At 68.5% G+C, this 13,076-nt stretch carries 12 protein-coding genes and 1 pseudogene; 9 read left to right on the top strand and 4 right to left on the bottom strand.

What is annotated here, in order from left to right; all coding sequences use genetic code 11:
• The first annotated feature begins 163 nt into the window (after nucleotides 1–163).
• Together E1H18_RS14125 and E1H18_RS14120 are read left to right on the top strand one after the other, a co-directional pair.
• Nucleotides 164–2,401 carry a TonB-dependent receptor gene (locus E1H18_RS14125; RefSeq protein WP_241736003.1) on the top strand — a complete coding sequence of 746 codons (2,238 nt, stop codon included), beginning with the start codon at nucleotides 164–166 and terminating at the stop codon, nucleotides 2,399–2,401.
• 48 nt (nucleotides 2,402–2,449) lie between these two features.
• Complete coding sequence (locus tag E1H18_RS14120) at nucleotides 2,450–3,127, top strand: TetR/AcrR family transcriptional regulator (RefSeq protein WP_172269415.1); 678 nt, start codon at nucleotides 2,450–2,452, stop codon at nucleotides 3,125–3,127.
• Here E1H18_RS14120 and E1H18_RS14115 read toward each other — a convergent pair.
• Genes E1H18_RS14115 through E1H18_RS14105 form a run of 3 tightly spaced genes read right to left on the bottom strand, consistent with a single transcriptional unit; the run spans nucleotide 3,096 to nucleotide 5,820 of the window.
• A complete protein-coding gene (locus E1H18_RS14115) occupies nucleotides 3,096–4,232 on the bottom strand; it encodes an MFS transporter (protein WP_172269413.1) in 1,137 nt (378 codons plus the stop codon). The genes E1H18_RS14120 and E1H18_RS14115 overlap by 32 nt on opposite strands.
• The gene (locus tag E1H18_RS14110) at nucleotides 4,232–4,876 is read right to left on the bottom strand and encodes a class II aldolase/adducin family protein (protein WP_172269411.1); all 645 of its coding nucleotides are present in this window, start codon (nucleotides 4,874–4,876) and stop codon (nucleotides 4,232–4,234) included. The genes E1H18_RS14115 and E1H18_RS14110 overlap by 1 nt, the downstream gene beginning before the upstream one ends.
• Nucleotides 4,876–5,820, bottom strand: coding sequence for a carbohydrate kinase family protein (locus E1H18_RS14105; protein ID WP_172269408.1), 945 nt, complete (start codon nucleotides 5,818–5,820; stop codon nucleotides 4,876–4,878). The genes E1H18_RS14110 and E1H18_RS14105 overlap by 1 nt, the downstream gene beginning before the upstream one ends.
• Nucleotides 5,821–5,901: 81 nt before the next feature.
• Between E1H18_RS14105 and E1H18_RS14100 the strand changes: the two genes are divergently transcribed.
• Together E1H18_RS14100 and E1H18_RS14095 are read left to right on the top strand one after the other, a co-directional pair.
• Nucleotides 5,902–7,176 (top strand): aminotransferase class III-fold pyridoxal phosphate-dependent enzyme, encoded by a 1,275-nt coding sequence (locus E1H18_RS14100; protein ID WP_172269406.1) that lies wholly within the window; start codon nucleotides 5,902–5,904, stop codon nucleotides 7,174–7,176.
• Nucleotides 7,177–7,529: 353 nt separating this feature from the next.
• Nucleotides 7,530–8,003, top strand: coding sequence for a hypothetical protein (locus tag E1H18_RS14095; protein WP_172269404.1), 474 nt, complete (start codon nucleotides 7,530–7,532; stop codon nucleotides 8,001–8,003).
• Nucleotides 8,004–8,076: 73 nt separating this feature from the next.
• On the opposite strand, the gene E1H18_RS14090 is transcribed toward E1H18_RS14095, so the two are convergent.
• Complete coding sequence (locus tag E1H18_RS14090; RefSeq protein ID WP_172269402.1) at nucleotides 8,077–8,616, bottom strand: hypothetical protein; 540 nt, start codon at nucleotides 8,614–8,616, stop codon at nucleotides 8,077–8,079.
• 183 nt (nucleotides 8,617–8,799) lie between these two features.
• On the opposite strand from E1H18_RS14090, the gene E1H18_RS14085 reads away from it, so the two are divergent.
• The 5 genes and pseudogenes from E1H18_RS14085 to dprA all read left to right on the top strand — a co-directional run bounded on the left by E1H18_RS14085 (nucleotide 8,800) and on the right by dprA (nucleotide 13,046).
• Complete coding sequence (locus E1H18_RS14085) at nucleotides 8,800–9,795, top strand: aspartate carbamoyltransferase catalytic subunit (RefSeq protein WP_172269400.1); 996 nt, start codon at nucleotides 8,800–8,802, stop codon at nucleotides 9,793–9,795.
• Entirely contained in the window at nucleotides 9,792–11,093 is a 1,302-nt protein-coding gene (pyrC, locus tag E1H18_RS14080) for a dihydroorotase (RefSeq protein ID WP_172269398.1), read from the top strand. The genes E1H18_RS14085 and pyrC overlap by 4 nt, the downstream gene beginning before the upstream one ends.
• Nucleotides 11,094–11,096: 3 nt before the next feature.
• A pseudogene (locus E1H18_RS14075) lies at nucleotides 11,097–11,215 on the top strand (hypothetical protein); the annotation flags it as partial.
• An 86-nt stretch (nucleotides 11,216–11,301) separates the two neighbouring features.
• Nucleotides 11,302–11,952: a glycerol-3-phosphate 1-O-acyltransferase PlsY gene (gene plsY, locus E1H18_RS14070; protein WP_172269396.1), complete on the top strand. Its 651-nt coding sequence runs from the start codon at nucleotides 11,302–11,304 to the stop codon at nucleotides 11,950–11,952.
• On the top strand, nucleotides 11,949–13,046 hold the full coding sequence (dprA, locus tag E1H18_RS14065; RefSeq protein WP_172269394.1) for a DNA-processing protein DprA: 1,098 nt from the start codon (nucleotides 11,949–11,951) through the stop codon (nucleotides 13,044–13,046). Before plsY ends, dprA begins: the two co-directional genes overlap by 4 nt.
• Nucleotides 13,047–13,076: the final 30 nt, after the last annotated feature.

The following is a 13,076-nucleotide window of genomic DNA, read 5'->3' as shown; positions in this document are numbered from 1 at the left end:
AGCCGTGCTTGCAAACCATGCATCGCGACATCCCCGCCCTCGCCGGGCGTTGGGATCGCTTGCGTTCGCGCCCCTTGCATTGAGATAGTTTTTATTATCGTAATGCGGATGACCGGTCGGAGTACTGGATTTAGGGGAGTGAGTTATGAAGGCGCCTATGCTCATGGGGTGCGCCGTTCTGGCGCTGTCGACCGGCTTCGCCCAGGCCCAGACCGCACCGCCGGCGGCGGACAATTCCGCGATCGCCGAGATCGTCGTCACCGCCCAGAAGCGCGCCGAGAACCTGCAGGACGTGCCGGTGTCGGTGACCGCCCTGACCAGCGAGACCCTGGCCGCGCGGGGCGTCACCAACGTCCTGGCCCTTAACAACATGGCCCCCGGCATGCGGATCAGCGCCAACGACGCGGCCGCCAATCCCAAGATCTATATCCGCGGCGTGGGCCTCAGCGACTTCAACCCCAACGCCTCCAGCGGCGTCGGCGTCTATGTGGACGGCGTCTATGTCGGCTCGCCTCTGGCCCAGATGGCCGGCTTCTTCGACCTGGCCCAGGTCGAGGTGCTGCGCGGCCCGCAGGGCACGCTGTACGGCCGCAACACCAACGGCGGCGCGATCAACATCACCACCAAGCGGCCGACCCAGACCTTCACGGCTGACGCCTCGCTGGAATACGCCACCTTCAACGCCGTGCGCGCCGAGGCGGCCGTCGGCGGTCCGATCATCGCCGACAAGCTGGCCTTCCGCGCCGCCGCCCAGCTGACCCGCGACGACGGCTATACCCACAACCGCGTGACGGGGAACGACCTGAACGCCGCCGACAATTGGGCCGGCCGCCTGTCGCTGCTGTACACGCCCAGCGACGACTTCGAGGTGCTGGCCCAGGTCAATCGCTACGTGAACCGCGGCGACGCCATCACCCCGCAGCACCGGGCGCTATTCCCCAGCGACGCGGCCTCGACCGGGCCGGACGGTCTGTGCCTGGCCAGCGCCTATGCCAGCGGGGCCTGCAGCGACCTGATGGGCTATGTCGACACCGACAAGAACGACCGCGCCGTCGACGCCAACCTGGAAGGCAAGGACAAGATCGACCTGTTCGGCGCCTCGGCCCAGGCGACCTGGTCGTTCAACAAGATGCAGCTGGTCTCGGTCACCGCCTGGCAATGGGCGCACCGCAACGACGTCGAGAACACCGACGGCAGCCCCCTGCAGATGCTGGAGATCAACTACCGCTCGCGCCATCAGCAGTTCACCCAGGAACTGCGCCTGCAGTCCGACGACCCGGCCGCGCGCCTCTCGTGGGTGCTGGGCGGCTACTTCATGGACGAACGGGTCGAAGACAACACCCGTCAGGACACCCTGCGCGACTTCCGCCCGTTTTTCGTTTCGCCCGACAATCCCACTGGCGTCAGCGCCGCCGACAGCGTGGCGGTGTTCGGCTGGCCCTATGTGCAGAAAACCAAGGGCTACGCGGTCTTCGGCCAGGCCGACTACAAGTTCAGCGACCGCCTGACCGGCACGGTCGGCCTGCGCTGGTCGGCCGACAAGAAGCACATGAACTATCGCAGCCAGATCGAGGACGGGGCCTTCATCCTGCTGGAGTCGGACCAGAAAAAGACCTTCTCGGCCTTCTCCGGACGCCTGGGCCTGCGCTACGAGCTGACGCCCGACACCAACATCTACGCGACCTACAATCGCGGCTACAAGGCAGGCGGCTTCTTCGGCGGCCTGGCCACCAGCCCCGAAGAGGTCGAGCCCTACGACAACGAGACCCTGGACGCCTACGAAGTCGGCATGAAGTCCGAGTTCTTCGACCGCCGGCTGCGCCTGAACGTTTCGGGCTTCTATTACGACTACAAGAACCAGCAGGTGTTCGCCCAGGCGCTGCGCAACGGCCTGACCGTGCTGGTCCTGGATAACGCCGCCAACTCCAAGGTCTATGGCGGCGAGGCCGAGATCACCGCCCGGCCTATCCAACCCCTGACCCTGACGGCCGGCGTCTCGCTGCTGCACGCCAAGTTCGGCGAGTACTTCAGCGAAGGCCAGGACTTCACCGGCAACTGGCTGCCCCAGTCGCCCAAAGTCACCTTCAACGTCGCGGCCAACTATGTCGCGCCCCTGGCCTCGGGCGCGTCGATCGTCGCCAATGTCGACGCCAACTACGGCTCCAAGGTCTATTTCGAGAACTCCAACGCCCCGCGCCTATCGCAGGACGCGGTGTGGGTGGCCGGCGCTCAGCTCAGCTGGCGCTCGCCCGATGGCGGGACCGAGGCCGGGGCCTTCGCCCGCAACCTGTTCGACAAGTCCTACGTCGTGTCGATCTCCAACATCGACAGCCTGGGCGAGGATCTGCTGACCATGAACCGGCCGCGCAGCCTGGGGGTGTTCCTGCGCTATCACTACTAGATCGTCCGCCGGGGTCGTGTGAGGCGGCCAATCTTGCTAACAGGGCATATGGCAAGAAACACCGCCACGAAGGCCGCCTCCCCCTCGCTCGACACCAAGTCACGACCGTCGCGTCGGCGCGGCCTGGATACGTTCGAAATCATCCTGACAACGGCCGGCGAGCTGCTGGCCGAGGTCGGCTTCGAACGACTGACGACCAACCTGGTGTGCCAGCGGGCCGGCCTGACGCCGCCGGCCCTCTACCGCTACTTCCCCAACAAGTACGCGCTGCTCAAGGAGCTGGCCCATCGGCTGATGGACGCCCAAGACAAGGCTGTGCTGGCCTGGATTGAGGCCGGCGGAACGCAATCATCCACACTGGAAGAGTCGGTCGCCAAGAACCGCGACCTGCAGAAGCAGATCAACGCCATCACCCGCGCCTTCCCGGGCGGCGATTGGATCCTGCGAGCCTTGCGCGCCCTCCCCGTGCTGCAGGAGGTGCAGACCGCCTCGCGTGACAGCGTCGCCGCGACTCTGTTCGAGATTTTGAGGGCCGATAACCCCGGCATCGACGAGAACCGGCTGCGCACCGCCACGCGCCTGACGACCCAGATGGCCTACGCCGCCACCGAAATGGTCCTGGAGGAGCCGGACCAGGACGAGGACCAGATCAACGAAGAGATCTGCTGGATGGTCGCGCTGTATTACGACCACCTCACGTCTGGCGGCGCGCCCCGAAAAGGCTGATCAGCACCAGGGACGCCGCCAGGCAGCCCGCTGACGTCAGCAGGGCGCGACCGACAGGCCCTTCCCCGACGAGCAGAGACGCCGCCAGCGGTCCGGCGCTGCTGCCGAGCAGTTGGGCTGCGCCCAGTTGCATGGAGGCGCGCCGGGTCGGGTCGATGCGGATCAGCAGCAGGGTCTGGAACGGCAGGGCGAACAGCCAAAGGAAGCCGAACACCGCCACGCAGGTCACGAACACGCCGCGCCCGGGCCCGCTCCACAGCGTCGCCAGGATAAGGGCGTTGATCACCCCGACGCCCAGCAGCATCCGGGCCGGCGGAACGCGATCGCCCACCAGGGTGGCGGCTGCCCCGCCCAGCACCTGCAGACCCAGCGCCAGGGCCACGGCCAGGCCGGCCTCGCGTGGGGTGAGACCCGCCAGCGCCGCCAGCGGCTCCAGATAGACCCACAGGGCGACGATGAAGGCCATCCATAGGAAGACGGCGGCCAGCCCGCCCAGCGAGCGAGCGTCCAGACGACCACCGCCCTCGGGCTTGGGTAGGGGGACGAAGCTTTTGGGACCGGCCAGCGCCGCCAGACCGGCCAGCACCGAGATCACCGCCAGACAGGTCAGGGCGCCGTTGACGCCCCACTGCGGCATCACCGTCGCCGGCAAGGCGGCGGCCAGCACCAGCTGGGCGAAGGTCTGGACGGTGACGAACACACCCGAGGCCCGCTCGGGCCGCGCCGAGCGGGCGATGACGCCGATGGCCAGCCACAGCATCACGCCGGCGCAGGCCCCCGCCGCCGCGCGCGTGACGATCACGCCCGCGCCGCTGGTCAGGGTGGTGCTCCACATGACGCCCGCGTGCAGCAGACAGGCCACGAGCATCTTCAAGCGGATGTTGGTGGGTTTGAGGAACGCCGCCGCCAGGCCGCAGGCCACGCCCAAGGCCATCAGCTCGACGGTCGCCGCCAGGCCGATCTCGGCGGTGCTGAGCCTGTGCTCGCGATCCAGCGCACCCAGGATGACCGGCTGAAGCCCGGCGATCAGCAGGGCCACGACCCCGACCGCCTGGCTGATCACCGCCTCGCGGCGGGGCGGCGAGACGACTTCAGGCGTGCTCATCAGCGCTGCCCGTACGACTTGAAGCGTTGCAGGATGGCGGTCATCTCGGCCTCGGCCAGCAGGGTCGGGCCGCCGATGGCCAGGGTCCCCCAATAGACCGCCGCCTGCTCCTCGATCTCCTCGGCAATGGCCAGGGCGTAGTCGAGATTGGGCGCGGCGACGATCTGGCCGTGATTGGCCATCAGGGTGGCGTAGCGACCGTCCAGGGCCTCGACCACCGCCGCGGCCAACTCCGGCGAACCGAAGGTGGCATAGGGCGCGACGGGCACGCTGGTCCCGCCGCTGACGGCGACCATGTAGTGCACGGCCGGGATCGGTTTGTTGGCGCAAGCCAGGATGGTGGCGTGACGCGAGTGGCAGTGGACCACCGCCCCGACGTCCGGCCGGCGATCCAGGATCCCCTGGTGCATGCGCCATTCGCTGGACGGCTTCAGCGCGCCCTCGGCCGTCGTTCCGTCGGGCTGGAGCAGCACCATGTGCTCGGGCGCCAGCCGGCTAGCGGGAATGCCGCTGGGCGTGACCAGCATGGCCTCGCCGCAGCGGGCCGAGACATTGCCCGAGGTGCCGCGGTTGAGGCCGCGCTCGTCCATGGCCTGCATGACCTCGACCATGCGGCGGCGCAGCGCGCCTTCGTCCAGAGCCATCAGGCGGCCTCGTTCAGGGTCATCTGGCGCATGGCCGCCTCGGTGGCCTCGAAGCTTTCCAGCTTGCCCAGCGTCGCCAGGCCCTGGGCGACCAGCGCCGCCGTCGCCGTGGCGAAGCGCGCGGCCTCCAGCGGCGGCCAGTCGCGGCTGAGCGCGGCGATGAAGCCGGCGCAGTAGCTGTCGCCGCAGCTGGTGGTGTCGACCGGCTTGATCGCATAGGCCGGCAAGGTGGTCCGCACCCCGTCCAGCACCACGACCGAGCCCCGGCCGCCGTCCTTGATCAGGCAGTTCTTGGCGCCCAGGCCGATGAAGACGTCGGCGGCGTCGAACAGGTCGTCCTGGCCGGTCAGCATCCGCGCCTCGGCGGCGCTGGGCAGGAAGTAGTCGACGAACGGCAGCAGCCGCTTCAGCTCGTCTACGGCCGAGGCCTGGGGCGAGATCAGGTCGCAGGTGACGATGGCGCCGGCCTCCGACGCCGCCTTGACCAGTTCGGCCCCGGCTCCGCCGTCCAGGCGTGGCCCGCCGATCCCGGCATAGTGCAGAAAACGCGCTGAGGTGGCGACCGCCAGAGCCTGGGGCGTCGCCGCCGCCAGCATGCCCGCGCCCAAGGCGTGGAAGTTGGGCCGCCGTCCCGCCGAGTCGACCGCCAGCACCGTGGTCGAACTGGGCAGGCCAGGCATGGTGTCCAGCGCGGTCAGATCCACCCCGGCCTCGTCGAGCGCCATGCGGATGAAGCGGCCGACTAGGTCGTCGCCAACGGCAGAGGCCAGGCTGACCGGCACGCCCAGCTTGGCCGCGACCAGCGCCGCGCCCGCCGCCGTCCCCGCCGGAGCGCAAGCGATACCCTCAATCAGCGTCGTCCCCTCGCCTTCCGGCAAGGCGTCGATGGCCCTCGCGACCACGTCCAGAGTCGTCAGTCCGATACACGCCAAGCCGGTCTTCATGCCGCCTCTCCCCCTATGCGTTGACAGCCACTATGCATCAGCCATTATGATAGTCAAAACTATCTTATGGGCGGGACCGATATGACCTGGACGAACAGCAAGGACACCGCGCTGCGCGAGCGCGCCATGGCCGTCATCCCCAACGGCATGTACGGCCACCAGTCGGTCATGCTGCTGCCCGACGACTATCCCCAGTTCTTCGAGCGAGCGGAAGGCGCCCACCTGTGGGACGTCGACGGCAACCGCTACACCGACTTCCTGTGCGGCTACGGCCCCAACCTGTTCGGCTATGCTCACGCCGGCATCGACGCGGCCTATGTCGAGCAGATGAAGCGCGGCGACACCATGACCGGCCCCGGTGAAGCCATGGTCGAGCTGGCCGAGGCCCTGACCGCCCAGGTCAGCCACGCCGACTGGGCGATGTTCTGCAAGAACGGCACCGACGCCACGACCATGGCGATGATGATCGCCCGCAACTTCACCCAGAAGAAGACCATCGTCCTGGCCAAGGGCGCCTATCACGGGGCCGCGCCCTGGTGCACGCCGCTGAAGAACGGCACCACCCCGGCCGACCGCGCCAACCAGGTGTTCTACGAATACAATGACGTCGAGAGCCTGGAGGCCGCCGTCCGCGAGGCCGGCTCGGACCTGGCGGCGATCTTCGCCTCGCCGATCAAGCACGACACCTTCATCGACCAGGAACTGCCCAATCCTGACTACGCCCGCCGGGCTCGCGAGTTGTGCGACGAGCACGGCGCCCTGCTGATCGTCGACGACGTCCGCGCCGGCTTCCGCCTGGCTCGCGACTGCAGCTGGTCGTTGGTGGGCGTGAAGCCGGACCTGTCGACCTGGGGCAAGGCCATCGCCAACGGCCACCCGATCTCGGCCCTGCTGGGCGCCGACATCGCCCGCTTCGCCGCCGCGACTATCTATGTCACCGGCTCGTACTGGTTCTCGGCCGCGCCGATGGCCGCGTCGATCGCGACCCTGAAGCTGATCCGCGAGACCGACTATCTAGAGCGCACCATCGCGTTGGGGGAACGCCTGCGCGCCGGCCTGGACGAGACCGCCAATCGCCACGGCTTTAGCCTTCGTCAGACCGGCCCAGCCCAGCTGCCACTGATCATGGTCGACGACGACCCGACCGGGGCCAAAGGCTATTTCTGGAACAACGCCTTGCTCAAGCGCGGCGTCTACTTCCACCCCTGGCACAACATGTTCATCAGCGCGGCCATGACCGACGCTGACATCGACCACGCGATCCAGGCGGCAGACGATTCGTTCAAGCTGCTGAAGGCCGCCGGTCCGCTGGAGCCGGTCGCCAAGCTGGCCTTCATGCATTCGCTCGTGGACTGAACTCTGATCGCGGGGGTGTCCCGAACGCCCCCGCTCAACCCCTGAATGACAAATCAGCGACAATTTCGCCAAGCAGTCGTAGCGCCTTGCTATTCGCTAGCCCAAGATGGACAGGTTGGATATGCGTGTAAACTCACCCATGACTTGAGCGTTGGGCGACTAGACCAGCCAAAAACTCATTTCAGGGCGACGCGCAACCCGATCCGGGGACAAAAGTCGTGAAATTCCCCCCGCTGGGGAATTTTCGCGACAACACTGCTTCATCTTTGCTTATTGTTAAGGATGAGGGCCGGACGCCGCGTTCGCCCCATAGCTACACACACCCGAACAATGGGTGCGCGAGGGGGTCTCGGATGATGCAGAAAGTGTTGGTCGGCGCGATGACGATCATCGTTGCCGGTATGTCCTTCGGCGCGGCTGTCGCCGGCGACCGTCGCTACACGCCGCCCCCGCCGCCGTCGTATGGCGCAGGCTATCCGCCGCCCCCGCCGGCCTATTCGCATCCCGGCCTGCCGCCCGTCGACTGCCTGTGCACCCGCAACGTCTCGTTCTACGGCGTGACCCCGGGCTACGGCGACATCCGCGTCAACGCCCCGGGCGTCCGCGTCTATGGCGAGCCGGTGGTCATCCCGTCGGGCCGCATCGATATCCAGGGCCCGCCGGTCTATGTCGAAGCCCCGCCGGTCCGCGTCGCGGCGCCGCAAATCTATCTGCACCGCCCGGAAGTGGTCGTGCGCCCGTCGGCCGTGACGGTCGAAGCGCCGGAAATCCACTACGGCGCCTGCGCCGAAGGTTCGCGCTGCGAGCCCGCGCCCACGCGCCGCTAAGACTTAAGCGACACACACTACGCGAGAGGGGGAAGGCTTCAGACCTTCCCCCTTTTTTTCGTTTTCAGGTCGCTTAGTGCGCCGGCGCGCAGAACTCTCGAGCTTCGCGCGCCAGCGGCAGATCGCCGCCTTCCAGCGCGGTCTTGATCGCCTCGTCGCAGCGCTGTTCGCTGAGCAGGGTCGTGACCTTGCCGCGCAGGGTGGCGGCGTTCTGGCTGGCTTCGCGCAGAAGCTTTGCCTCGGTGCGTTCGCCCGGCAGGCAGGGCGAGTACCACTTGGCGTCGGCGCATCGGGCGATCAGCCGCGTCTGGCGCGAAACCTCGGCCGTATGATCGACGGCTGCGGCCGGAGGCGGCGCTGAGACCTGGGGCGCGACGGGCTCCATCGGAACCGGGATCATCGGCAGGGTTGGCGCCGAGGTCACGCTGGGCGTCGCATCCGGCGCTTCCAACGGGCGAATGATCGTCGTCGAGGGGATCTGGTAGTGGCAAACCCAACCCTTGTCGGTCATCTGACACGACTGCAGCGTGGCCTTGGCCTCTTCCGGCGGCGCCGTCGCCAGCCCCTCTGAAGCGGCGGACGTCTGCAGCAGGGCGAGCAAAAGCAACAACATGGCCAACCCCGATCCTGGCGACTTTAACCAACCTACCCGCGTCTTGGCCTCGTCAACAAGCCGGCCCCATCCCCAAGAAGAGGTTCGCCTAGCCTTCGGCGCGAAATATTCCAGGGGACGAAAGCCTGCGCCCACCGCCGCGCGCCTTCCCTTCCACGCCAAAGCCGCCTAAGACGCGGGCTCATGACGGCTCCAGCCCATGACCCTGCCCGCGCGGCGATCGAAACGATCCGCGCCCGCATTTTCGCCTTTCCCAAGCGCCACTTCCTGTCCGCCGGCGACCTGAACGCACCGCAGGCCGCGGACCTGCTGGATCTGGCCGACGCCTTCGTCGCCTTCAACCGGCAGACGTCCAAGAGCCTGGACCTGCTGCACGGCCGGACGCTGATGAACCTGTTCTTCGAGAACAGCACCCGCACCCAGAGCTCGTTCGAGCTGGCCGGCAAGCGGCTGGGCGCCGACGTCGTCAACATGAACCCCAAGACCTCGTCGGTGGCCAAGGGCGAGACCTTGATCGACACCGCGGTCACCCTGAACGCCATGCGCCCCGACCTGCTGGTGGTGCGCCACGCCTCATCGGGCGCGGCGTCCCTGCTCTCGCAGAAGGTCAGCGGCCACGTGGTCAACGCCGGCGACGGCCAGCACGAGCACCCAACCCAGGCCCTGCTGGACGCTCTGTCGATCCGCCGCGCCTTCGGCCGCGTCTCAGGGCTCACCGTGGCGATCTGCGGCGACGTGCTGCACAGCCGCGTGGCGCGCTCGAACGTCTCCCTGCTGCACACCCTGGGCGCCAGCGTGCGTCTGGTCGGTCCGCCCACCCTGATGCCGGCCCAGGCCGAGCGCTGGGGCGTCACCGTCCACCACGACATGAAATCGGGCCTGGCGGGGGCCGACGTGGTGATGATGCTACGCCTGCAGCTGGAGCGGATGCAGGGCGCCTTCGTGCCGTCCACCCGCGAGTATTTCCGCTTCTACGGTCTTGATCGCGAAAAGCTTTCCCGCGCTGCGCCGGGCGCCAAGGTCATGCACCCGGGGCCGATGAACCGGGGCGTCGAGATCGACTCCGATGTCGCCGACGATCCGGCCGTCAGCCTGATCCAGGACCAGGTCGAGATGGGCGTCGCCGCCCGCATGGCCGTACTGACCAGCCTCGCAGCCCGTATCGAGGCAGCCCAATGACGTCCGCCCAGCCCCTCGCCCTCGTCAACGCCCGCCTGGTCGATCCCGAGAGCGGCTATGACGGCCCCGGCGGCGTCATCGTCTCCGAAGGCGTGATCAGCGACGTCGCCAAGGGCCGCGAGTTCGGCAAGCTCTCCAAGGCCGTCCGGGTCGTCGACTGCGGCGGCGCCCTGCTGGCCCCCGGCCTTATCGACCTGCGCGTGCGCACCGGCGAGCCCGGGGCCGAGACCAAGGAAACCCTGGCCAGCGCCGCCAAGGCCGCAGCGGCCGGCGGCGTCACCTCGTTCGTGGTCCAGCCCGACACTGCTCCGGCCATCGACGACCCCAGCGTCGTCGACTTCATCCTGCGCCGGGCGCGCGACATCGACAGCGCCCGGATCCTGGTGGCCGGCGCGGCGACCAAGGGCCTGCACGGCGAGCAGATGGCCGAGATCGGCCTGATGCGCGAGGCCGGCTGCGTCTATTTCACCGACGCGGGCAAACCCATTGTCGACAGCAAGGTCATGCAGCGCGTCCTGACCTACGCCAAGGGCTTCGACACCCTGCTGGCCCACCGGCCGATGGACCCTTGGCTGGCCAAGGGCGGCGCGGCCACCGGCGGCGAATTCGCCGGCCGCATGGGCCTGCCCTCGATCTCGCCGATGGCCGAGCGGATCATGCTGGAGCGCGACGTCGCCCTGCTGGAAGCTGTCGGCGGGAAGCTGCTGGTCGACCAGATCACCTCGGCCCAAGCGCTGGAAACCCTGGAGCGCGCCAAGAAGAAGGGTCTGCGGATCAGCGCCTCGGTGTCGATCAACCATTTGTCCTTCAACGAGCTGGACATCGGCGACTACCGCACCTTCGCCAAGCTGAACCCGCCCCTGCGCGGCGAGGACGACCGCCAGGCGCTGATCGAGGCGCTGGCCAATGGCCTGATCGACATCGTCGTCTCGGCCCACAACCCGGCCCCGGCCGAGGACAAGCGCCTGCCGTTCGACGAGGCCGCTCCTGGAGCTGTCGGCCTGGAAACCCTGCTGCCGGCCCTGCTGAGCCTCTATCACGACGAACGCATCGCCCTCGTCGACCTGATCCGCGCCGTCACCCTGGCCCCGGCCGAACTGCTAGGCCTGCGCGGCGGGCGGATCGCCCCCGGCGCGCCGGCGGACCTCGTCCTGTGCGACATCGACGCCCCCCTGATCATCGACGCGGCCCGCTTGCTATCGAAGTCCAAGAACTCGCCGTTCGATGGGCGCCGCCTGCAGGGCCAGGTGCTGATGACGGTGGTCGACGGCCGCGTGGTGCACCGGGCGGAGGGGTGAAGCCCTGCGTCCTTCGAGGCTCGCCTTCGGCTCACACCTCAGGATGAGGAAGCGAGTACAAAGCCCCTCATCCTGAGGTGCCCGCGAAGCGGGCCTCGAAGGACGCACGGCTTTTGCTCTGACCTCGACTCTGCACTACACCTGAGACGTCACAACTATTACTTGCGCAGCGGTTGAATTCGCGCGCAACTCGCCTTAGGGTCGAAACGTGCAAGATCTCGCCGCCGCCACCTATGTCACGCTCGCGATCACGATCGTCGGCGGCTACCTGCTCGGGTCGATCCCGTTCGGGCTGATCGCCACGCGCCTGGGCGGGGCCGGCGACATCCGTCAGATCGGTTCGGGCAATATCGGCGCGACCAACGTGCTGCGCTCGGGCCGCAAGGACCTGGCGGCCATCACCCTGCTGGGCGACGCCGGCAAGGGCGTGCTGGCGGTGATCCTGGCCCGCGTCCTCACCAACGACACGGCGCTGGTCGTCGCCTTGACCGGCGGCGCAGCGTTCCTGGGCCACCTGTTTCCCGTCTGGCTGAAGTTCAAGGGCGGCAAGGGCGTGGCCACCTTCTATGGCGTGCTGCTGGCCGCTTGCTGGCCGGTGGGCGTGCTCGCGGCGATCACGTGGCTGGCCATGGCGGTGTTCTTCCGGATCAGCTCGCTGGCGGCCCTGACCGCCGCCGCCCTGGCCGCGCCGTTCGCCCTGGCCACCGATCAGCCCTATCCGATGCTGGGCCTGGCCCTGTTCATGGCGGTGCTGATCTTCATCCGCCACCGCGAGAACATCGCCCGCCTGCTGAAGGGCGAGGAGCCGAAGATCGGCAAGAAGAAGGACGGGGCGCCGCCCGTCACTGACGTCCCGTGACGCCGGGCCGGCTCTCGGACATCCAGCGCTTCGCCTGGTTGCGCCTGGCGCGCACCGAGACCGTCGGCCCCGTCGCCTTCGACCACCTGCTGAACCGTTACGGAACGCCCGAGCGGGCGCTGTCCGCCCTGCCCGACCTGTCCCGCCGCGGCGGCCGCGCCGTGCCGCTGGCCCTGCCGCCGCGAGAGGCCATCGAGCAAGAGCTTGAGGCCGGCCAACGGCTGGGCGCGCGGCTGATCTGCGGCTGCGAGCCCGACTTCCCGCCGAACCTGGCGGCGCTGGATCCGCCGCCGCCTGTGATCTGGGCCCTGGGTCGCGCCGAAATCCTGTCCCAGCCCAGCCTGGCCATCGTCGGCGCCCGCATCGCCTCGGCCGCCGGCCAGCGCTTCGCCCGCCAATTGGCCACGGACTTAGGCGTCGCCGGCTATGTCGTCGTTTCGGGTATGGCGCGTGGCGTCGACGGCGCGGCGCACGAGGGCTCGTTGACCACCGGTGCGGTGGCGGTGCTGGGCGGCGGGGTCGGAGACGTCTATCCGCCCGAGCATGACAAGCTGCACGCCCGCATCGCCGCCGAGGGCTGCGTCGTCTCCGAAAGCGCGCCGGACCGCCGCGCCCAGGCCAAGGACTTCCCGCGCCGCAACCGCATCATCTCGGGCCTGTCCCTGGGCGTCATCGTGGTCGAAGCCGAGCTGAAGTCCGGCTCGCTGATCACCGCCCGCCTGGCCGCCGAACAGGGCCGCGACGTCTTCGCCGTGCCCGGCTCGCCCCTGGACCCGCGCTCGAAAGGCACGAACGACCTGATCCGCCAGGGCGCGATCCTGTGCGAAGGCGCAGAGGACGTCCTGCGCGCCTTGTCGGGCCACATCCACCTGCGCGAACGCGACCGTCCCTACGAGGCCCAGCCAGACTTGGACATCGACCACGACGCCCTGCGCGAGAAAATCGCCGCGCTGCTCTCGCCCACCCCGGTCAGCCGCAACGACCTCGTCCGCGCGGCGGCAGCCCCGGCGTCGGCCGTCATGGCGGCGCTGGTGGAATTGAGCCTGGCGGGTCGCGCGGAGTTGCTGGACGGCGGGCTGGTCGCTGGCCTCTAAGTCCGCGCAGTCGAGTCTCCCGCGAGTCGC

The sequence above is a fragment of the Caulobacter sp. RHG1 genome, assembly GCF_013181195.1.
Taxonomy (GTDB): Bacteria; Pseudomonadota; Alphaproteobacteria; order Caulobacterales; family Caulobacteraceae; genus Caulobacter.
Note: the sequence above shows the minus strand (reverse complement) of the source record. Positions and strands in the feature narration are given on the sequence as shown.